The following is a 20,151-nucleotide window of genomic DNA, read 5'->3' as shown; positions in this document are numbered from 1 at the left end:
GCACAGTCGGTCACTGGAGACCAGCAACCACCCCGCGCCCGCTCCGGCGCTACAGCTGCAAAGCAAAACAGCTACAGCGCTAGAACTGCAAAACAGCTACAGCATGCAGGAGACGCAGCCTTCGACCTCGGTGCCTTCCAGCGCTTGCTGGCGCAACCGGATGTAGTACAGCGTCTTGATGCCCTTGCGCCACGCATAAATCTGGGCTTTGTTGATATCGCGGGTGGTCACCGTGTCCGGGAAGAACAGCGTGAGCGATAGGCCCTGGTCAACGTACTTCGTCGCCGCAGCGTAGGTGTCGATGATGGCTTCGTAGCCGATCTCGTACGAGTCCTGGAAGTACTGCTGGTTATCGTTGTCCATGTGCGGTGCCGGGTAGTACACGCGGCCGACTTTGCCCTCTTTGCGGATCTCAATCTTCGACGCGATCGGGTGGATCGATGAGGTCGAGTTGTTGATGTACGAGATCGAGCCTGTCGGCGGGATTGCCTGCAGGTTTCGGTTGTACAGGCCGTGCTTGGCGACGTCTTCTTTCAGCTGTGCCCAGTCGGCTGCACTCGGGGTGGTGATCGACGAATTCGCGAACAGCTGCATGACTTTCTCGGTTTTCGGAGCGAAATCCGCTGGGTCGTAGCTGTCGAAGAAGACCCCGCTGGCGTAGTCCGATTGCGGGAATTCGGCGAAGTGCTCGCCGCGCTCCCGGGCCAGCTTGTTCGACGCTTTCAGGCTGGCATACATCACGGACGCGAAATACGCGTTGGTGAAATCCAGTGCTTCTTCCGAGCCGTAGTAGATGTGCTCCCGGCCGAGGTAGCCGTGCAGGTTCATCTGGCCCAGGCCGATCGCGTGCGAGCTGTTGTTGCCTTCGCGCACCGAAGGCACCGAGTCGATGGTGGTTTTATCCGACACGGCGGTCAGCGCGCGGATGGCCATTTCGATGGTCTTCTCGAAATCCTGCGAGTCCATCGCCTTGGCAATATTCAGCGAACCTAGGTTGCAGGAAATATCATGACCGATGGTGTCGTAGGTAAGGTCATCGTTCAGCACCGATGGGCTGTTGACCTGCAGGATCTCCGAGCACAGGTTGGACATGTTGATCCGGCCAGTTTTCACTGGGTTCGCGCGGTTGACCGTATCTTCGAACATGATGTACGGGTAGCCAGATTCGAATTGCAGCTCGGCGATGGTCTGGAACAGCTGGCGCGCGTTGATCTTGGATTTCCGGATGCGCGGGTCTTCGACCATGTCCTCGTAGTTGTCGGTGATCGAGATATCCGCGAACGGCTTGCCGTAGACGCGTTCGACGTCGTAAGGAGAGAACAAGTACATGTCCTCGTTACGCTTGGCCAGCTCGAAAGTGACATCCGGGATGACGACGCCGACGGACAGGGTCTTGATGCGGATTTTCTCGTCGGCGTTTTCGCGCTTGGTGTCCAAAAACGACAGGATGTCTGGGTGGTGCGCGTTCAAATACACCGCGCCGGCTCCTTGCCGGGCACCGAGCTGGTTGGCGTAGGAGAAGGCGTCTTCCAGCAGCTTCATCACGGGGATGACGCCGGAAGACTGGTTTTCGATGTGCTTGATCGGTGCGCCGGATTCGCGCACATTAGACAGCAGCAGCGCCACGCCGCCGCCGCGCTTAGACAGCTGGAGGGCCGAGTTGATGGAACGACCGATCGATTCCATGTTGTCCTCGATGCGCAGCAGGAAGCACGAGACCAGTTCGCCGCGCTGGGCCTTGCCGGCATTCAGGAACGTCGGGGTGGCGGGCTGAAAACGCCCGGACATGATCTCATCCACCATGGCCTTGGCGATCTCTTCGTCGCCGTCGGCAAGAAACAGCGCGGTCATGGACACGCGGTCTTCGAATCGTTCCAGGTAGCGGCGGCCGTCGAAGGTTTTCAGCGTGTAGCTGGTGTAGTACTTGTAGGCGCCCAGGAAGGTCTGGAAACGGAATTTAAAGCTGTAGGCCTGCTTGAACAACGATTTGATGAACTCGAAATCGTACTGCTCAATGACGGTTGGGTCGTAGTAGTTGTTTTCTACGAGGTAGTTGATCTTTTCTTCCAGGTCGTGGAAGAACACGGTGTTCTGGTTGACGTGCTGGATGAAGTATTGGTTGGCAGCTTGGCGATCCTTATCGAATTGGATCTTGCCATTTTCGTCGTAAAGATTCAGCAACGCGTTCAGCGCGTGGTAGTCGAGCTGTTGATCGGAGCTGATGGGTTCGGCAACGGTTTTGCCCACGTGATTGGTCACGGATGCAGCCTTCCTGCGTTGATTGCGCGTTATCTCATGTGCGCGAATACGTGCGCGCGAGATGTTTTCGGTGGGTGGTGAGAAAGTTTTTCGGGATTAGTGATTTTGAGTTATTACGGAGAGTTTTTAAGAGGCAAGGCCTTCGACCAGGCCCAGACGTTGCGCATTGTTATTGAGGCCTTGGCGCACAAGTTCGACGTCTTCAGCGTTGCCCATTAGCTCAAAACGGTAGACATAGGGCACGTCGCACTTTTGGGAGATGATATCGCCAGCTCGGCCGTAATCGGCGCCAAAGTTGCTGTTGCCGCCAGCAATCACCGCGCGTAGATGGCGACGGTTGTCGGGATCATTCAGGAATTTGATGACCTGCGGTGGCACCGGCTTGGCGGTGGCCCGAGTCAACGAAGCCCCTCCCCCATAGGTCGGACACACCAGCACGAACGGTTCATCGACACGCAGGTGGCCTTCCTTCGCCGGTTGCAGCGGAATGCGTCGCGAACGGTAGCCGAGCTTTTCGACGAATCGCTTGGTGTTTTCCGTGGTAGAAGAAAAATACACGACGAGCATCGTGGCCCGAACTCCTGTCTACAGGCTGCTAGAGATTGGCGGTGGGGAGGGGAAATTATGTAGTTATTGCAGCACTAGCTTGGCGCATTGGCTTGGCTCGCTGGCTTGGTGCAGTAGGCCGCGGTGGGGCGTAGCCTGCACCGGCTAAACTGCTGGGCGCCCCGGTAGCCGACGCTAGGCAGAGGCAGTAGCGACGGTCTGTGCCAGTGCGCTCAAACGCTCTGGGCGGAAACCAGACCAGTGTTCGCCGTCAGCTTCGACGACTGGAGCTTGCAGGTAGCCCAACGCCATGACGTAGTCACGAGCTTCTTCATCCATGGAAATATCTACGACTTCGTAGTCCAGGTCGAGCGCGTCCAGCTTCTTCTGGGTCATGGTGCACTGCATGCAGGCTGGCTTGGAGTAAACGGTGATAGCCATGTGGGAGACTTCCTTGTCAGTACGCATCGGACGGAAATTGAGTAATTCTCTGTGAGATCGTGCGGCGGCCGGTGTGGCTCGCTTCGACTTCACCGACACTATACTTTGTGCCAATTCCGCGCAAGAGTACTACATATAGTAGTTACATCTGTGGAATCCCCTGCTAAGTATTTTCACAGCCCCCATATCTAGCTCAATATATTTGACTGCAAGACCACTTATTCAGCTCGCTTTGCGCGTTTCCGCAGGACGCCACATGCCACCGTTATCAAATCGTTATACAACGGTGTAATTTCACAGCATGTGAGAAAACTGTGAACAAAAATGCCACAGTTGGGGTTATACGACAAAAATGTGTCCATGTGGGTGTCGTTGACGCAGATCAAGAGGTAAAAACACCGCATTTATAATCCCCACAACGAAAACACAGCCGACCAGCAAACAAGACAACCAGCCCTCTACGACAACACTTCCCAACCGCCTACAACCACAACCTAGGCGTACAGAAAGGATGGATAGGAACCTAACCCCGACACGGGGTAACAACCCCAGACACACTTTTGTCGCATATCCCGTATATCCCCCGCTTTTGCTTCTTCACCCGTTTACCCCATCGCGGGTAATCATGTCTGCCGGTAATCATGTCTATGGTGTCTTTTTTGCAAATAGTGAACGAAAAAGGCCAGTTTCAGGAGGCCTATTTGTAAAAAAGACACAATACGCTGGTCGACGCCCCAACCAGACACATTTTTTGCTACTTAACCCACATTTTTGCTACTTAACCCGTAACGACGAGACACAGCACCGGCGTAAAACAAAACCGCCGCCCCACTCAAAAATGAGCGAAGCGGCGGAATTGCGAATGCTGAGGTTTAAGCTTAAAGAAGAAACCTAGACAACGTAGGCTGGATTAGCCCTGACGTGCCTTGAAGCGTGGATCTTTCTTGTTGATCACGAAGGTTTTACCGTGGCGGCGGATAACCTGGGCGCCCGGTTTCTTCTTCAGCGACCGAAGCGACTTGCGGACCTTCATCGGGCGCTCCTTTCTGTACGCGGCTACTACACTGCGGTAGACAACAATTATCGGCGATCACCAAAACGCGGTGATCATAACACAAGCTGTCAGTCTACCTAGGCAGCCACTATTTTCTCAAATCCTTATTTTTCCCCCACCGCTTTTCCATAATCTCGCCGACTTCTTCCAGGCTGCGCCCCATCGTCTCAGGGATAAATACGCGCACAAATCCCAGTGCAACGATGCCGAGCATGGCAAAGGCAATGAAGGTTCCCGATCCACTGAGAATCTCCGTGACCGGCAAAAAGAACTGCGCGACGGCCCAGTTCGCAACCCACAGCGCAAGACCGGCAATACCCATGCCCAACCCGCGCGCCTGCACCGGCACAATCTCCGAAATCAACAGCCAGGTAGTCGGCGACACCGCTGCCTGTTGGAAGGCGATGAACACAGCCATCAGCGCCAACGAGACCATCGCCCACGTAAAGCTGCCGTCGGCAAGGCTATAGGTCAACGCCAGCACCAGCAGCGAGATGATATTTCCGGTCAGCCCCCACGTCAGCAAGCGCTTGCGACCCACCACGTCGATGATCTTCAGCCCGACCCAACATGCGATCACGGATACCACGCCAATGACGATGGAGGTATAGACCGCGTTGGTGGTAGAAATACCCACCTCGCTCATCATGGTTGGCGCAAAATAAATCACGGCGTTCACACCAGTGATTTGCTGGGTCACACCGATGAGCATGGCGATGACGATAGTCACGCGGATCCAGCGCATCTTTTTCAGTGCCTGGAATTCCTCGGAGGTCTTCGCTCCCTTGGCAGCCGCAGCATTGGCGTCGTCAAGCTGTTCAGCCTCTACGACGATGGAAAGTTCTTCCAACGACATCCCGGCGCGAGCGGCAACCTCACGGGCCTGTTCGGTACGGCCTTTACGCGCCAACCACACCGGGGTGTCAGACAAAAAGATCATTCCGGCGGTGAGCATGGCTCCCGGGATCGCTGCCATCCCCAGCATGAGGTGCCAGTTGCCAGTCGGGGCCAACGCGGAGTTCACCAGGTACGCCAACAGCTGGCCGACGACGATCATCAGCGTGTTCAACGAGACCATGCGTCCGCGGACGGTGGCGGGAACTTTTTCGGCGATATACATCGGCACCACAATGGACACCGCGCCGACGGCAACGCCCAAGAAGGTACGCGCGGTGGCGAGCTCGGCGACGGATCCAGCAAGTGCACACCAGATGGAGCCAGCACAAAAGATCACGCCGTTAACCAGCAGGGTCATCCGCCGGCCCCACCAGTCAGCGACGCGGCCTCCCAGCAGCGCACCGATGGCGGCTCCGACGAGCAGCATCGCTGTCACGCGGCCTTCCTCGGCAGCGCTCATGCCAAATTCGGGGCTGATATACAACAGCGCACCGGACATCACGCCGGTGTCATAGCCGAAAAGCAGGCCACCGATCGCGGCGAATGCCGCCACCATTTTCACGTAGCGGCGGGTCTGGTCCGTTTCGGCGCTGCCCATGCCGGGGGCGGCGGGAGCGGACGAGGTAGGCGCTTGATCGGTGTGCGTGGTGCTCGCGCGGGAATTATCACCCGCATCTAGATGGGTCTTTTTCACAAACACACATTCTGTCAGTCGGATAGGCTTTAGCCATGCCCACTAAACCCGGTTCTTTGCAGCAAACGATCATAAAAGCCCTGGATGTCAAGCCCTTAATCGATCCAGAAGAAGAAATTTCCCGCCGCGTAGATTTTCTAGCCGACTATCTGGCCACCACCGGCGCACGCGGTTTTGCGCTGGGAATTTCTGGCGGGCAAGATTCCACGCTGGCTGGGCGCTTAGCGCAACTAGCCGTGGAAAAACTCCGTGCAGCCGGTGGTGATGCAGCTGGTGCCGACGTGGAGTTCTGGGCGCTGCGCCTTCCACATGGCACACAGCTTGACGACGCCGACGCCCAGCTTGCGCTGGATTTCATCCAGCCTGACCACGCCGCGACCATCGATATTGCCGATGCGACGGCAGCCACCGACCGCAGCGCTGCCGCAGCCGTGGCCGCTGACTCGCTGAGTGATTTCAACCGCGGAAACGTCAAAGCTCGCCAACGGATGATCGCGCAATACGCTGTCGCGGGTGAGCGCGGACTGCTAGTCATCGGCACGGACCACGCCGCGGAAAATCTCACCGGGTTTTTCACAAAGTTCGGTGACGGCGCAGCCGATATCCTTCCACTGGCGGGGCTGAACAAGCGTCAGGGTGCTGCCTTGCTGCGCCAGCTCGGTGCCCCGGAAGCAACGTGGAAAAAGGTCCCTACCGCAGATTTAGAAGACGACCGCCCGGGCCTTCCCGACGAAGAAGCACTCGGATTGCGCTACTCCGAGATCGATGACTACCTCGAAGGCCGCACGGTCAGCGACGCGGCAGCACAACGCATCGAGCAGTTGTGGCGCGCCGGCGAGCACAAGCGTCATCTTCCCGCCACGCTTGCCGACGACTGGTGGCGCTCCTAACTACCGTCTACCCCAACAGTTGCGTGGTCACCCGTGCTGCGCGCTGTAGCGGTCCGGCATAGACCGATCCGTGCGTGAGCGTATGCACTGCTAATGGGTGCAGCTGGTGCATCGGAATGAATTCGCGCCAATTTTTCGGCAACGGCGAAACCTCGTGGTAACCAGCGACGATCTCGTCGAAATGCGGGGCACCAAACAAATCCAGCATAGCGAGGTCTGTCTGCGGGTGCCCGCCATGGGCCGCAGGATCAATGAACCCCGGCCCCTCGCTGCCAAACAACAGGTTGCCCGTCCACAGATCACCGTGGATGCGGGCAGGTTTCAGCGACCAGTGCGCGCCGCGGATCGCCTCGCAAGCGCGCAACACAGCGGCAAGCTCATCGTCGTCAAGCGTGCCTGCCTGGACTGCAGCGTGCACGAATGGCTCCACGCGCTGGCGGGTATAAAACTCACCCCAATCGTCGCTGGGGGTGCAATCCTGCTGTTGCGTGCCGATGTAATTCGGCCCCTCCCAGCCAGCCGGTGGCGCACCGAAAGCTGGTGCTCCAGCAGCGTGAATGCGGGCCAATTCGACCCCTGCCCGGCGTGCAGTCTCCGGGCTCGGGGGCACCGATTCGATGTATTCGGTCTGCAACTCGTTGCGCTGCGGATCCACCGCAACGACGCGGGGCACACACTCGCTGGCCTCACCCAACCACTGCAGTCCGGCAGCTTCGGCCTCAGCAGCGCGGTGTTCGTTCGGGCGTTTGCTGAAAGTCTGCGTCATATCCCCGATGGTACGGACAGGCATTGTGAGACAAGTTGTTGTGAGACAAGTTGTGGGACAAACTTGGGACAACCAGGGTGCTATAAAGGATCGTTATGAGCGAAGCATCCGCGAACGCACCCTACAACGGTGATGGAACGAGCGAGACGGGCGAAAACTACCGCAGCACGAGCAAAGTTGGCGACGGCATGAGTGCTACTGCTGGCAGCTCAGATGCCACCGGCAGCGAAGCTAACGCTCAATCCACGGAATCTTGGCAGCAAGAACTGCCCAGTTTCATGCGCAATTTCGAGCGCTTCGACTGGATTTTATGGGGCTTGCTCGCAGCGTCTGGCATCTACGGTTTGGCACTCTTGCCGTTCCGCGCGATGCTGCTGGTGGACTACCCGTTTTTGTACTCCGCGCTGAGCGGATCGAGCTTGTCGGTGCTAGCGCTGACGGCAGAAAACGAAGACAACACCGGGTTAATCATCGCCGCGGTGCTGGTTGCTGCGGTCAGCATGGTGAAATTCTTGCCGCTATTCTTCTTGATCGGCAAGCGCTGGGGCCCGGCGTTTATCGATTACTCATTCATGGGCCATCCCCCATTGTGGTTCCGGAAGCTAGAAAACTTCATCTACCAGCACCCTGGGTTTTGTCTGCTGCTGTCCTATATTCCGTTCTCGCCGGTCCCGGCGACGATAATCGTCGTCATCGCCGGTATCAAGCGCACCAAGGGCTGGATAATCAGCGCTTATGTGCTGGTCTATGCCATCGCACTGAAGTGTTTCTACGTTTATTTGGGGCTGACCTTCGGGGCAACCGTGCGCGAGACTTTGGTGACCATCGAGCGTTACGTCACCTGGATTACCTTCGCGCTACTGGGATACATGTTTTTCACCATGTGGCTGAAATCCAAGCGGAAGAAAGCGCGTTTGCACACCATGGAGGACAAGAACGACGAGAGCTAGCCTCTTAAGTTGGGTAGCAGTAGCGCTCGCTTCTCGCAGTAGCTGCTGGCTAGCAACTCGCTAGCTCAGCGCGGCATGCGGTTTTTTCGGCAGCAGCTCGCGCGTGACCGCAATCATGAACGTGATCAGCAAAATGATCAACGCAGCATCAGCAGCGATATAAAAATAGTGCGTCGTCGATCCGCCTTCAAAGTTCCCAGCCAGCACAGCATCGGTACGGATGTTCAGAATCGGGCGGATCACCAAAATCTTGACCGCCAGCACCAGGCTGATCACGATCGAAAGCATCCAGAGTTTATGCCGGGACGGCCGCCCCAGCAGGCGCACCAACGTCGTAATGAGTACGACAGCGAAGATGACCTCCACGATATTCATCGCGAAAAATACCCGGCGGCCAATTCCCAGACCTAGCGGAATCGTAATACCCGGGGCGGTGAATTTTAACGGCGCCTCGATCAGGGAAATGCCGATGATCAACCCCAGCCACATGGCGGGCAGGAAAAACAGCAAGCTGCGTTTTCCACGCCCACCGCCAATGGGTGCCGAAGACAACTTTCGAGCGCTGCCTTTTCCGGTACTTTTGTTCGAACGAGCAGTCTTTTCCATACCCTCCAGTTTAGCGGCTTAGCATGCTGTTCTTGGCTGAGTTTTCTATTTCACAGTTGTGATTTCAGAGCTAAATATTCTGTTAACCTCGAAAGTATGTCTGAAAAACTAGCTCCCTCCTCTGACAAAACTTCTCCTGCCAAACTAGACCTCCGCACTTTCGATCCATCCGGGCGCGATCCCTTGACCTATTCCCACGATGTGCACGCCCATGGCTGCCCGGTCGTGCATGACGACGCCGGGGATCTCGTCGTCGTTGGCCATGATGAAGTCACCCGCATCGCCCACGATGCCGAGACGTTCAGCTCTGCGGTCTCGCGTTATTTGCAGGTGCCGAATGGGCTGGATGGCGCGGAACACGCCGCGTTTCGGCGGTTGCTGGATAACTACTTGCATGCCAACGAGGTCGCCCGCTACACCCCGGAATTCCGGCAGGTGGCCCGCGAGGTCATCGCAGACTACCTTGCCGACGCCACCAACCCGGGTGATGCAGTTGAGGTCGATGCGGTCCAAGACTTGGGTTACGATTTCGCGGTGCGCGCTATGGTCGCCTGGCTGGGCTGGCCACGCGAAATTGAGCCGCGCTTAAAAGAATGGGTGAACAAAAACGCCGCCGCCACCCGTTCTGGACAGCAGCACCGCACTGCGCGCGTGGCACAGGAATACGACGAGATTATCCGCGAAGTCGTCGGGGTAGTCCGCGAGGCGGGCGAAGATTGCGTGACCTACCGGCTGATTAACGACACCAGCTTGGGACGCGAATTGGAGTTCGACGAGATCGTGTCCATCCTGCGCAACTGGACGGGCGGCGATCTGGGTTCGATGGCGAAATGCGTCGGGGTGTTGCTGCACGCACTGACAGAAGACACCGCGGTGCAACAGCGTCTCCGCTCCGGCGTATCTTCCGAGGAGCTGGTGGCGCTTGTCGACGAGATCTTGCGCATCGATGATCCGTTTGTTTCTAACCGGCGGGTCACCACCTGCCCGGCAACGGTGGGTGGCACGCAGATCGGTAAGGGCCAAAGGGTTCATCTGCACTGGACTGCAGCAAACCGCGACCCGGAGACATTTGCCGACCCAGACGGCTTCGATCCAGAGGGGAATGCCGAGAAGAATCTGGTATGGGGCACCGGGCCACATGCGTGCCCGGGAAAAGATTTGTCGATGGTGGAAATCCAGGCCTTTGTTGAGGAGCTGCTCGCTGTAGCCAGCGTACAGGCGAGCTCGCAGACAGGCGCAGAACGCGATGAGCACCCGGTCGGCGGCTGGAGCAGCTTGCCGGTTACTCTGCAACGGCGCTAAAAGGATCAGCCAAAATCCCGGCGCCCCTGCCTAGATTGGCTCCGCGGCACTTAGCCTCACCATTGCTATCGCCGCTGCTTAGCGCTTCTGTGTGTTAGCTATTTGGCTATAGACCCATTGTGCGCAAAAGAAGACAAGCAACGAAATACCCACTGGCCACACGCCGCCCATCTTTCCCGTCAACGCTAGCACCCCAAAGATGGCTGCACTAAGACCAGAAAGAAAAATAACAGCGGCGCATAGCTGCTTCTTTAGCTGAAGCATTGGTTTTTGACCTCCGTGATTCCTGAGGAGTCTCGAGCTATACGCCAAACCCCTGGTCGTTAACGACCAGGGGAAATGCAAAAAGTGGAGCTAACGGGACTCGAACCCGTGACCCCCACACTGCCAGTGTGGTGCGCTACCAGCTGCGCCATAGCCCCGTGTGAACGTATCCGCACTACGTTTGTGCTGTCTGTTCAACGAGAATTCAGTCTACACTTACATGCTTATGACAAACAAATCCCGCGCTCAGCCAAGGTTTTTACACCTTCAGCCTAACGCGGGAATGCGGTTAGAGTGGAAAGGGTCTCCGGTTTACTTAGACGCGACTGCTACCTTGACCCAGTCATTAATGTCGTCGACCTCGAGGTCCTTACCGTCCATCAGCACGCGTGGGGTGGAAACTTGTCCAACCTTGGACTCCAGGTCCTTGGCGTTGTTGTCTCCTACCTCGGCTGCCTTTTCCAAGAACTTGCCGCTGCGGATGTCTTCGACGGCTTCATCAGATGCCTGCAGCTGCGCCGCGGCATCGGCGTAGTCGTCGGTGCTCCAGCTGCGGGCAATATCCTGCTGGTTTTCCATCATCGCTGCACGAAGGTTCCACAAAGCTGCGGCCTCATCGCGGTCAGCTAATGCCAACAAGGCAGCAACCGCCTGGGTGGAGTGACCATCACCCTGGTTGTCCTGGAAAGTCATCGGGCGAATGGTCACTGCGAGGTTACCGGCGTTGATTTCTTCCAGAGCTTCGGCATCGGTAGCTTCTGCCAAGTGTGCACAGTGTGGGCAGGAGAAGTCTTCGTAGAGTTCAACGTGCGGAGCAGCCGAGGCATCACCGAAGGTGAGTGTGTCGCCTTCATACTTCATTTCCGCGTTCACCTGTTCGAATTCTCGGTCGGCGAATTTTGCGGCCGCTGCACTCTGACCGTTGATCACGATATACGCGATCACCGCAGCCACGATGACCACCACGGCGACGATAGCTCCAATGAACCCCGCGCTCGACTTCTGGTTCGGGTTCGTTACTTTCTTACTCACTCATCCACCTTCATCATTGTTGGACAATATTGCTCAAAGGTACTTCTCTAAGGATAGAGCGCCAAACGGCGGAATGGTCGCCGCGCGGTCCAGATGCTCAAGAAGATATAGAACACATCACGCAGTATGGTGCGGAAATAGTTCATTGCCTGGTCTGATTCGGAAATATCGACGGAAAAACAACCGCAATCAATCATCAAACCGCGCGCCCAGGCAGAGCCCACCCCGATGATGAACAAGATCAGCACCGTCGTCGAGACCCACGCCGCTGGCTTCAAGAACAATCCCAACAGCAGGAACACTCCGCCGGCGATTTCTAGCGGGCCAATCAGGTGTGCCAACGCCGAGGACCATTCCGGAGTGAACACCTCATAGCCTTCGATCGTTTGCGTCACCGACAGGTGTTGGTTCAGTTTGGCAGCACCAGCACTGATCCAGATATAAGCCATATAAAAACGCGCAAAAGCACTGATGGCCTCGAGCACCCAATACTTGGTTGAGTGCTGTTGCCAGGTCTGCTTCCACCGTTGTTGTACGTGCTGTACACCGCCGGTGGTGCCTTGTTCCGAGCCGGTTTCCATGCTGTTCATGCTAGCGCGTTGTCCAATCCTGGGTTAGGCCTCGGCTACCAGTTAATCCGCGATGGCCTCGAGAGGCGGAGTTTTCGCTGCCTTGTGCGCCGGCCACAGGGCAGACACAACACCGACGACAGCGGAGCCAACCAGCATGATCGCTACCTGACCCCAAGGGATAACCGCGCCGCTGAGGCCTTCGCCGGACAAGACGTCGATAAACGCCCACCCCAGGCCCAGGCCAGCAAGGATACCCATGATTGCACCAAAGACAGCGATTTGCACGGCCTCGACGATAATCATCGTGCGAATTTGGCCGCGGTAGGCACCCACGGCACGCAGCATGCCAATTTCTTGACGACGCTCAATCACGCCCAAGGTCAACGTGTTGATGATGCCCAACACCGCAATGATCACCGCGAGGGCAAGCAGGGCGTAGAGAATCGCGAGCATCTGGTCAATCAGCTGGCTAGCGTCATCCGCGTACTCTGCACCGGTTTTCACCTGGATGACCAAGAATTCCTTCACCGATTCGATCAGTCGCTCGCGCATTTCATCTTCGTCAACAGACCCGTCAGTGTTCACTGCGATCATCTGGATCGGCGCGGTATCGCCCTCCATGACCTCATCGACGACAGATTGCGCAACCAGCATGCTCTTGAACACACCGTTGTCACTGTTGAAAATACCGGTGACGGTAACCTCGGTTTCATTGCCGGGCTCTACCTCTACCGGCGCACCGTCGGCATCGGCGCTTTCGGCAGTATCCACCGTGGTCAGCGGCAGTGCATCTCCGACAGACCAGCCATTTTCTTCCGCCAGCGTGTCGGCGACCAACACCCCTGGTTCCGCTTGCAGATCGCCAGAACCTTCCAGAATCTCCATGTCGACGATGCCTTTCGGGTCGCCGTCGATGCTGTCAGTGAAGGTATATCCCGGGCCAAAGTTGTAGCCAGACTGGCCTGCGACCTGGACAGGAGCCATTCGCAATGTGACGACGTTGTCGACGCCGTCAGTCTCTGCCAGTGCATCCGGTGTGGCCTGCGGCACGGGGAAAGATTGATTTTGCGGGCCGGTGGCCAAGAAATCTGCACTAATGGATTCCTCTAGCAGCTCGCCGATGCTGCTTTTCATCGTTGCACCCAGCATGCCGATCCCCGTCACGAGCATCATGCCGAGTGTCAACGCGAAAGCAGTCGCCGCGGTGCGCCGTGGTGACCGTCGCGCATTCGTCGATGCCAACCGCCCCATAGAACCGAATGGCGCACCGATGACCCGACCTAGTGCTGGCACAACGCCCATACTGAATGCTGGGCCAGCCATGAAATAGCCAACGATCACGAAAAAGGCGCCAATGCCCACCAAGCTGGCACGCAGGCTCGTATCGGAATCGTCGAGAAGCAGCGCCAGTCCCGCTGCAAGCACACCTGCAACGATGATGATGACACCGATGATGGTGCGAACTTTCAGCGGAGCGCCCGCGGCTGACTCTGTCGAACGCATGGCCTCGACAGGTTTGACCTGCCCTGCGCGTCGCGCCGGAGCCCACGCCGAACCGACAGTGACAATAACGCCCAACACGATCGGAATGACAACGGCAGACACGGACAAGCCCAATCCCCCACCATCGAACGACATGCCACGGGCCGAGAGCACCGCTCGAATCGCGGCGACGAGACCGATTCCTGCGATTACGCCCAAGACCGAGCCCAACAAGCCGACGACCAAGGCCTCAACCGCGACAGATCGGGTGATCTGGCGCTGGGAAGCACCGATGGAACGCAACAGCGCGAATTCCTTGATGCGCTGGGCAACGATCATGGAGAAAGTGTTGGCGATAATGAACGTGCCCACCAGCAGCCCGATCAGGCCAAATGCGACCAAGAAGTAGTTGACAAAGCTCAGCGCGTTGCTGATTTCTTCGGTCAATTCGTCGGCGAGCGCCTGCCCAGTTTGGGCTTCTACCTCTGGGTATGCCTCGTTGAGGTGATCGACAAGCTGTTGCGCGTCGGTACCCTCTGCAGCACTCACAGCCATCTGGCTTGCCGCACCCTCGGGGTTAAACAGGCCCTGATAGGATTCGGCTTCCATCAGCAATGACATCGAGCCCAAGCCCTGCTCCAGAGCCGGGGTATAAATGCCGCTGACGGTAACTTCATAGCGTTGATCCGGGGTGACCAGAATGATCTTTTCGCCCACGGTGATGCCGTGTTCTTCGGCAGCAGCATCATTGATGATGACTTCACCCTCGCCCTGCGGCGCGGCACCGTCGATGAGCTCATCCGGCTCGCCGACTTTTGCCTCGGGCGGGTAGTAAGTCTGCAACGAAGAAGTTCCACCGCCTACCTGATAGGCCTCGACATCTTCATTGGCGACGATCACGGTGGTGGATTCTGCGAGGTTGACTGCGCCCACCGCTTCGTCGTCGGTGATGGCCTTCACGGTCTCACCAGGAATAATCGGTGCGCCTTCGGCCGGGCTGACGGCTGCATCAACGTCCTCATAGGCGTTGCCGACGGCAGCCTCAAACGTCGACGACAGCGAGTTCGTGAACATGAACGCGCCCGAAATAAAAGCCGTTCCCAGCATGACAGAGAGCACAGTGAGCGCCAAGCGCAGCTTGTGCGAAATGATATTGCGCACGGCGATGGTGCGCATAGAAGTACGCTTCGCCATAGGTTAGCCCTCGATTCCAGCCATGGTCTGCAAAATTTCGTCCATGGAAGCCCCATATAGTTCGTCGACAAGCTGGCCGTCTTTCAAAAAGACCACGCGGTCGGCATACGACGCAGCGCGCGCATCGTGGGTCACGATCACAACGGTCTGATCATCGTTATCGACCGCGGTGCGCAAAATATCCAGCACTTCTGCCGAAGAATTCGAGTCCAAGTTACCCGTTGGCTCATCACCAAAGATGATCTCTGGGCGTGAGACCAACGCGCGAGCACAGGCTACGCGCTGTTGTTGGCCACCAGACAATTCTGCCGGGCGGTGGTCCAGGCGCTTCGCCAAACCCAGGCGCTCGGTCACCTCATCGAACCATTCCTGGTCGACATCTTTGCCAGCAATATTCAGCGGCAGGGTGATGTTTTCTGCGGCGGTCAACGTCGGCACCAGGTTAAACGACTGGAAGATAAAGCCGAGACGATCGCGACGCAGTTCCGTGATTCCCTTATCCCCGAGTTGAGAAAGGTCGGTATCGCCGATGAAAGAATGGCCGGCGGATGCGGCATCCAAACCGGCCATGCAGTGCATCAACGTGGATTTACCAGAGCCCGACGGCCCCATAATCGCGGTGAATTTTCCGCGCTCAAAGATCACATCAACAGCATCGAGAGCAATAACTTCTGTGTCACCAGAGCCGTATTTTTTCGACAGCCGGTGCGCCCGTGCTGCCGGGATTGGCTGTGTTTCACCCTCTGGTTTCATGCGGTGGGCGCCGGGGCGTGAACCGTTACTGTGAGCCGTCATACAGATGCGGACCTTTCCAGGAATCAGGTTTTGATCGGGGGAAATCTACTCAATGCAGACTACCCCATACTTCTCACCCCCGGGCAAGGTTCGCTTGGCGACGCCAGCCGTTCTAGGCGACAGAACGTTCGATGGTCGCACCTAAACGCTGCAGGTTTTCCACAAAATTTGGGTAACCGCGGTCGATATGGTGCACGTCGTGCACAGTCGTTATTCCATCAGCACGCAAGGCGGCTAAAACCAGCCCGGCTCCGGCGCGAATATCGGAAGACCAGACGCTTGTCGACGACAGCTCATCGATTCCCCGCAACACGACGTGGTGGCCATCGACTTGGGCATCGGCACCCAGACGCTGCATTTCGTCGACAAAACGGAAGCGAGCCTCAAAGACGTTTTCCGTGATCACGGACATGCCGTCGGCAAGCGCGGAGATGCCGATAGCCATGGGCTGCAAATCCGTCGGAAAGCCCGGGAAAGGCAGGGTTTGGTAATCCACGGCATCGGGGCGGCGGTCCATGCGCACGCGGAAGCCGTTTTCATAAGACTCGATCTCTGCGCCCGCGCTGCGCAGCTTTTCCAGCGGCAGGTGCAGGTGCTTCGGAGCGATCCCGCCGACGGTGATATCGCCTTGCGTCATCGCTGCGGCATACGCCCAGGTACCGGCCACAATCCGGTCGCCGATCACGTGGTGCTCAGTTGGGTGCAGCTTGTCGACGCCCGTGATCACGATCTTGGAGGTGCCAGCGCCTTCGACCTGCGCGCCCATGTCGTTGAGCATCTCGCAGAGATCCACAATTTCTGGTTCGCGCGCAGCGTTGTGCAGCGTTGTCACGCCGTCGGTAAGCACGGCCGCGGTCAGAATATTTTCGGTGGCACCTACCGACGGGAAGTCGAGCTTGATTTCGGCGCCGTGCAGGTTCTCAGCCTCGGCTACCACCGCGCCGTGCTGGATACGCGTGGTCGCGCCCATTTTTTCTAAGCCAGACTGGTGCATATCTAAGGGGCGAGAGCCAATCGCATCGCCGCCGGGAAGTGCAACGACGGCGCGTCCGCAGCGCGCGGTCAACGGGCCGAGCACGCACACGGATGCACGGAACTGTCGCACTGCTTCGAAATCCGCATCGGGCGAAAGATTTTCGCTGCTGGGTGTGGTGATCCGCACCGTGGGGCCGTCGATGGTGACCTCACAGCCTAGCCCTTGCAAGACGTTTTGCATCAAGGGAACATCAAGGATTTCCGGGCAATTGTGCAGCGTCGTGGTGCCTTCTGCAAGCAATGCCGCGGCCATCAATTTCAGCACGCTGTTTTTGGCTCCGTCGACTTTGACCGAGCCTTGCAAGCGTGCTCCACCGGTGACTAAAAATATATCCTTCACGATGTTAAACAGTACCGATTTTCTGGGTGAGTTATCTCTGCGATCGTCATAGCAACGTGGGTTATGGCAGCGCGGGTTATGGCAGCGCGCCAATGCGTCGGGCAGCGTTCACGGCTTCATAGCGAGTGTGCGCACCCAGTTTGCGCATCACCGAGCGCAGATAGGATTTCACAGTTTCTGCACCGATACCCATTTCTTCTGCAGCCTCGACGTTGGTGTGCCCCAGCGCCACGCACGACAAGACATCGAGTTCGCGGGCAGACAACCGCGTGGATTGTTTTACCCGCACCGGCGAGACCATTTGCTCACACAGCACTTCCAGTTCTTTGCGCATGTGCTCATCATCGACGCGGTTTGCCAGCATACGCAGCTTGGAATGCGTCGAACGCACCTGCTCCCATTCCGCACCATTCATGCTGCGGTTCGTTCGCGGTGCAGCCGGAACGGAGGCTTCGATCTGCCGCATAGCAGAGTTCACGGCGAAATCTTGCTCGAGGCAACGGGCCGTCATCGTGACTTCTTCAATCACTTTGTCGCCCAGGCGCACTGGGGAGTGCACGCCGACGTAGAGGACTCCGCGGATTTCGCGGCGCACGATCACCGGTACCGCCAACAGCGAGTGCAGACCTTCGTCTTGCATCGCTTGGTCATTTTCGTGACTGATGATGTTGGCGCGCACATAATCAGAGACACCGACCGGGCGCCGGGTGCTGACCACTCGCCCACCGACACCAGTTCCGGGTTCCATGATGAGGTTTTGCAATGCGGGCGTGCGCAGCCCGACCCATTGGGTGATCTGCAAGCGGTTGTCTGCCAACAACGTGGCATACATGGTGACGGGGATGCTGGTGGCGTTTTTCAGCGTGGTTAAAGCCGAGCGGACAGCTTCGTCGTCGTCTTTGATTAGCTGGGAATCCATGAAGTCTCCTCATTCGGGTGCACCCATTTGGGTATTTCCAAAACCGCGTGACCTCACTTTAGCGTGAAAACGGGGGTAATACCTAACCCCGCCGCCTACCCACGCTGTGGGGTATTATCGCGGGAATATTTTGCACGAAAAAGCACCCCACACCACAATACCTCGGTCTAGAATTTAAAGACTGCTCTGTCTAGTTATCTGGTGTATAGTAGTCGCCAGCAAGATACACCCAACTCACTGCACCGTGAATGTGCTGGCTATCAGCGCGCGCACGCCCGCGATCTGACACATTCACCGCAGCCGCAAAGGAGATGACACAAATGGGCAAGGTATACGACAACATTCTGGACACGATCGGTGGCACCCCACTGGTTCGCCTGAACGAATCCGTCAAGGGACTCAAGGCCAACGTCTACGCCAAGATTGAATCCTTCAACCCAGCAAACTCGGTGAAAGACCGCATCGGTCGCGCGATCGTGGATGCCGCAGAAAAATCTGGCGATCTAAAACCAGGCGGCACCATCATTGAGGCCACCTCGGGTAACACCGGTATCGCACTGGCACTGGTTGGTGCCGCCCGCGGCTACAAGGTCATCTTGACCATGCCAGAGACCATGTCCAACGAACGCCGCGTTCTGCTGCGCGCCTATGGTGCAGAAATCGTTCTGACCCCAGGCGCCGCCGGTATGCAGGGTGCCGTCGACAAGGCCAACGAGATCGCCGAGACCGAAGACAACGCTATCTTGGCTCGTCAGTTCGCTAACGAGGCAAACCGCGAAGTGCACTACAACACCACTGGCCCAGAGATCTGGGAAGACCTCGATGGCAACGTCGACATCTTCGTCGCTGGTATTGGTACCGGCGGCACCATCTCCGGTGCGGGTAAATACCTGAAGGAAAAGAACCAGGATCTCAAGGCGATCGCCGTTGAGCCAGCAGATTCCCCATTGCTGACCGAAGGCAAGGCCGGCCCACACAAGATCCAGGGCCTGGGCGCAAACTTCATCCCAGAGATTCTGGACCGCTCCGTGCTCGACGAGGTCATCACCGTCGGCAACGAAGACGCCGTGAAGGCTTCCCGCAAGCTGGCTGTCGACGACGGCATCCTGGGCGGTATCTCCACCGGTGCAAACGTCAAGGCCGCCCTTGAGGTTGCTGCCCGTGACGAAAACGAAGGCAAGAACATCGTCGTGATCATCCCAGACTTCGGCGAGCGCTACGTTTCCACCTTGCTCTACGAAGACATCCGCGACTAATCACCTGTTAGGCTCTTGTCTATGTTCCAGATCGTGTCCCGTATCCGCGAAGATTTAGAAAATGCCCGCGAGCACGACCCGGCTGCCCGCGGCAACGTGGAGAATGCCATCGTGTATTCCGGGTTGCACGCGATCTGGGCACATCGCGTTGCCCACTGGTTGTGGCAGCGCGAGTGGAAGGGGCCTGCCCGGGTTTTGGCCCAGCTGAACCGATTTTTTACCGGAATTGAAATTCACCCTGGTGCAAAGATCGGACGGCGTTTCTTCATTGACCACGGCATGGGCATCGTCATTGGCGAAACCGCCGAGATTGGCGACGGCGTGATGTTGTATCACGGCGTCACGCTGGGTGGCCAGGTGCTCACGCAAACCAAGCGTCACCCGACGCTCGAAGACAACGTGGTTATCGGCGCCGGCGCGAAAGTGTTGGGCCCGGTGACAATCGGCAAGAATTCTTCCGTCGGTGGTAATGCTGTGGTGACCAAGGACGTGCCCGCTGATTGCATTGCCGTGGGTATTCCTGCGGTGGCACGTTCGCGGAAGAAAGAAGAACGCGAGAAGCTACGCGATCCGGATTACTACATCTAGTCGCGCCCCGTAGCGAGCGCAGAGACGACTAAAGCCCGAGTTTCCGACTCGGGCTTTTTGCTGCCACTAGGCACCACTAGACGCAGCTGTGGTGTTTTTACGCCTTGATCTGTGTCAACGGCACCCACATGGACACACTTTTGGGGATGCGGACGAAATCTTGGAGAGATTTTCCGCATGACTAATATTCGATACACGAATGCGCAACGACTTAAAGCGTTAGAAGTATTCGACAGGACTCAATCTGCCACCAAGACCGTCCGCGAATT

At 57.4% G+C, this 20,151-nt stretch carries 18 protein-coding genes and 1 tRNA gene; 5 read left to right on the top strand and 14 right to left on the bottom strand.

Annotation, left to right across the window (positions count from 1 at the left end; genetic code table 11):
* Positions 1–96: 96 nt before the first annotated feature.
* From nrdE to U1140_RS08570, 5 genes are all read right to left on the bottom strand, one after another.
* Positions 97–2,259 carry a class 1b ribonucleoside-diphosphate reductase subunit alpha gene (nrdE, locus tag U1140_RS08590; RefSeq protein WP_369847215.1) on the bottom strand — a complete coding sequence of 721 codons (2,163 nt, stop codon included), beginning with the start codon at positions 2,257–2,259 and terminating at the stop codon, positions 97–99.
* 126 nt (positions 2,260–2,385) lie between these two features.
* Positions 2,386–2,826, bottom strand: a complete 441-nt coding sequence (gene nrdI, locus U1140_RS08585) for a class Ib ribonucleoside-diphosphate reductase assembly flavoprotein NrdI (protein ID WP_369847214.1) — start codon at positions 2,824–2,826, stop codon at positions 2,386–2,388.
* A 174-nt stretch (positions 2,827–3,000) separates the two neighbouring features.
* Positions 3,001–3,246: a glutaredoxin-like protein NrdH gene (gene nrdH / locus U1140_RS08580; protein WP_369847212.1), complete on the bottom strand. Its 246-nt coding sequence runs from the start codon at positions 3,244–3,246 to the stop codon at positions 3,001–3,003.
* A 910-nt stretch (positions 3,247–4,156) separates the two neighbouring features.
* Complete coding sequence (gene ykgO, locus U1140_RS08575; RefSeq protein WP_021354049.1) at positions 4,157–4,279, bottom strand: type B 50S ribosomal protein L36; 123 nt, start codon at positions 4,277–4,279, stop codon at positions 4,157–4,159.
* A 109-nt stretch (positions 4,280–4,388) separates the two neighbouring features.
* Positions 4,389–5,891: a sugar porter family MFS transporter gene (locus U1140_RS08570; protein WP_369847210.1), complete on the bottom strand. Its 1,503-nt coding sequence runs from the start codon at positions 5,889–5,891 to the stop codon at positions 4,389–4,391.
* A gap of 35 nt (positions 5,892–5,926) precedes the next feature.
* Between U1140_RS08570 and nadE the strand changes: the two genes are divergently transcribed.
* Positions 5,927–6,781 carry an ammonia-dependent NAD(+) synthetase gene (nadE, locus tag U1140_RS08565; protein WP_369847209.1) on the top strand — a complete coding sequence of 285 codons (855 nt, stop codon included), beginning with the start codon at positions 5,927–5,929 and terminating at the stop codon, positions 6,779–6,781.
* Positions 6,782–6,788: 7 nt separating this feature from the next.
* On the opposite strand, the gene U1140_RS08560 is transcribed toward nadE, so the two are convergent.
* The gene (locus U1140_RS08560) at positions 6,789–7,547 is read right to left on the bottom strand and encodes a fructosamine kinase family protein (protein ID WP_369847208.1); all 759 of its coding nucleotides are present in this window, start codon (positions 7,545–7,547) and stop codon (positions 6,789–6,791) included.
* 95 nt (positions 7,548–7,642) lie between these two features.
* Here U1140_RS08560 and U1140_RS08555 point away from each other — a divergent pair, with 95 nt between their 5' ends.
* Complete coding sequence (locus tag U1140_RS08555) at positions 7,643–8,497, top strand: hypothetical protein (protein ID WP_369847207.1); 855 nt, start codon at positions 7,643–7,645, stop codon at positions 8,495–8,497.
* Between the two features lie 60 nt (positions 8,498–8,557).
* Here U1140_RS08555 and U1140_RS08550 read toward each other — a convergent pair whose 3' ends face one another.
* The gene (locus U1140_RS08550) at positions 8,558–9,103 is read right to left on the bottom strand and encodes a hypothetical protein (protein WP_369847206.1); all 546 of its coding nucleotides are present in this window, start codon (positions 9,101–9,103) and stop codon (positions 8,558–8,560) included.
* Positions 9,104–9,199: 96 nt separating this feature from the next.
* Between U1140_RS08550 and U1140_RS08545 the strand changes: the two genes are divergently transcribed.
* Entirely contained in the window at positions 9,200–10,405 is a 1,206-nt protein-coding gene (locus U1140_RS08545) for a cytochrome P450 (RefSeq protein WP_369847204.1), read from the top strand.
* A gap of 349 nt (positions 10,406–10,754) precedes the next feature.
* Here U1140_RS08545 and U1140_RS08540 read toward each other — a convergent pair.
* From U1140_RS08540 to ramA, 7 genes are all read right to left on the bottom strand, one after another.
* A tRNA-Ala gene (locus tag U1140_RS08540) sits at positions 10,755–10,827 on the bottom strand.
* 154 nt (positions 10,828–10,981) lie between these two features.
* A complete protein-coding gene (locus tag U1140_RS08535) occupies positions 10,982–11,701 on the bottom strand; it encodes a DsbA family protein (RefSeq protein ID WP_369847203.1) in 720 nt (239 codons plus the stop codon).
* Between the two features lie 47 nt (positions 11,702–11,748).
* On the bottom strand, positions 11,749–12,291 hold the full coding sequence (locus tag U1140_RS08530) for a MauE/DoxX family redox-associated membrane protein (RefSeq protein ID WP_369847202.1): 543 nt from the start codon (positions 12,289–12,291) through the stop codon (positions 11,749–11,751).
* Between the two features lie 42 nt (positions 12,292–12,333).
* Complete coding sequence (locus U1140_RS08525; protein WP_369847201.1) at positions 12,334–14,949, bottom strand: ABC transporter permease; 2,616 nt, start codon at positions 14,947–14,949, stop codon at positions 12,334–12,336.
* A gap of 3 nt (positions 14,950–14,952) precedes the next feature.
* Complete coding sequence (locus tag U1140_RS08520; protein WP_369847267.1) at positions 14,953–15,702, bottom strand: ABC transporter ATP-binding protein; 750 nt, start codon at positions 15,700–15,702, stop codon at positions 14,953–14,955.
* Positions 15,703–15,856: 154 nt separating this feature from the next.
* Positions 15,857–17,119 carry a UDP-N-acetylglucosamine 1-carboxyvinyltransferase gene (murA, locus tag U1140_RS08515; protein ID WP_369847200.1) on the bottom strand — a complete coding sequence of 421 codons (1,263 nt, stop codon included), beginning with the start codon at positions 17,117–17,119 and terminating at the stop codon, positions 15,857–15,859.
* A 76-nt stretch (positions 17,120–17,195) separates the two neighbouring features.
* A complete protein-coding gene (ramA, locus tag U1140_RS08510; protein ID WP_369847199.1) occupies positions 17,196–18,038 on the bottom strand; it encodes an acetate metabolism transcriptional regulator RamA in 843 nt (280 codons plus the stop codon).
* Positions 18,039–18,358: 320 nt separating this feature from the next.
* Between ramA and cysK the strand changes: the two genes are divergently transcribed.
* The gene (cysK, locus tag U1140_RS08505) at positions 18,359–19,294 is read left to right on the top strand and encodes a cysteine synthase A (RefSeq protein WP_369847197.1); all 936 of its coding nucleotides are present in this window, start codon (positions 18,359–18,361) and stop codon (positions 19,292–19,294) included.
* A gap of 21 nt (positions 19,295–19,315) precedes the next feature.
* Positions 19,316–19,882 carry a serine O-acetyltransferase EpsC gene (gene epsC, locus U1140_RS08500; protein ID WP_369847195.1) on the top strand — a complete coding sequence of 189 codons (567 nt, stop codon included), beginning with the start codon at positions 19,316–19,318 and terminating at the stop codon, positions 19,880–19,882.
* Positions 19,883–20,151: the final 269 nt, after the last annotated feature.

Origin of the sequence: Corynebacterium drakensteinense (assembly GCF_041224285.1) — a bacterium.
GTDB lineage: Bacteria > Actinomycetota > Actinomycetes > Mycobacteriales > Mycobacteriaceae > Corynebacterium.
This window is presented reverse-complemented; position numbering and strand designations above follow the sequence as displayed.

Excerpts from the sequence above, each read along its gene's own strand:
- nadE (WP_369847209.1), top strand. The coding sequence starts at position 5,927 with ATGCCCACTAAACCCGGTTCTTTGCAGCAAACGATCATAAAAGCCCTG.
- U1140_RS08555 (WP_369847207.1), top strand. The coding sequence starts at position 7,643 with ATGAGCGAAGCATCCGCGAACGCACCCTACAACGGTGATGGAACGAGC.
- U1140_RS08520 (WP_369847267.1), bottom strand. The coding sequence starts at position 15,702 with ATGAAACCAGAGGGTGAAACACAGCCAATCCCGGCAGCACGGGCGCAC.
- ykgO (WP_021354049.1), bottom strand. The coding sequence starts at position 4,279 with ATGAAGGTCCGCAAGTCGCTTCGGTCGCTGAAGAAGAAACCGGGCGCC.
- cysK (WP_369847197.1), top strand. The coding sequence starts at position 18,359 with ATGGGCAAGGTATACGACAACATTCTGGACACGATCGGTGGCACCCCA.
- epsC (WP_369847195.1), top strand. The coding sequence starts at position 19,316 with ATGTTCCAGATCGTGTCCCGTATCCGCGAAGATTTAGAAAATGCCCGC.
- U1140_RS08530 (WP_369847202.1), bottom strand. The coding sequence starts at position 12,291 with ATGAACAGCATGGAAACCGGCTCGGAACAAGGCACCACCGGCGGTGTA.
- nrdI (WP_369847214.1), bottom strand. The coding sequence starts at position 2,826 with ATGCTCGTCGTGTATTTTTCTTCTACCACGGAAAACACCAAGCGATTC.
- ramA (WP_369847199.1), bottom strand. The coding sequence starts at position 18,038 with ATGGATTCCCAGCTAATCAAAGACGACGACGAAGCTGTCCGCTCGGCT.
- nrdH (WP_369847212.1), bottom strand. The coding sequence starts at position 3,246 with ATGGCTATCACCGTTTACTCCAAGCCAGCCTGCATGCAGTGCACCATG.
- U1140_RS08525 (WP_369847201.1), bottom strand. The coding sequence starts at position 14,949 with ATGGCGAAGCGTACTTCTATGCGCACCATCGCCGTGCGCAATATCATT.
- U1140_RS08550 (WP_369847206.1), bottom strand. The coding sequence starts at position 9,103 with ATGGAAAAGACTGCTCGTTCGAACAAAAGTACCGGAAAAGGCAGCGCT.
- U1140_RS08545 (WP_369847204.1), top strand. The coding sequence starts at position 9,200 with ATGTCTGAAAAACTAGCTCCCTCCTCTGACAAAACTTCTCCTGCCAAA.
- U1140_RS08560 (WP_369847208.1), bottom strand. The coding sequence starts at position 7,547 with ATGACGCAGACTTTCAGCAAACGCCCGAACGAACACCGCGCTGCTGAG.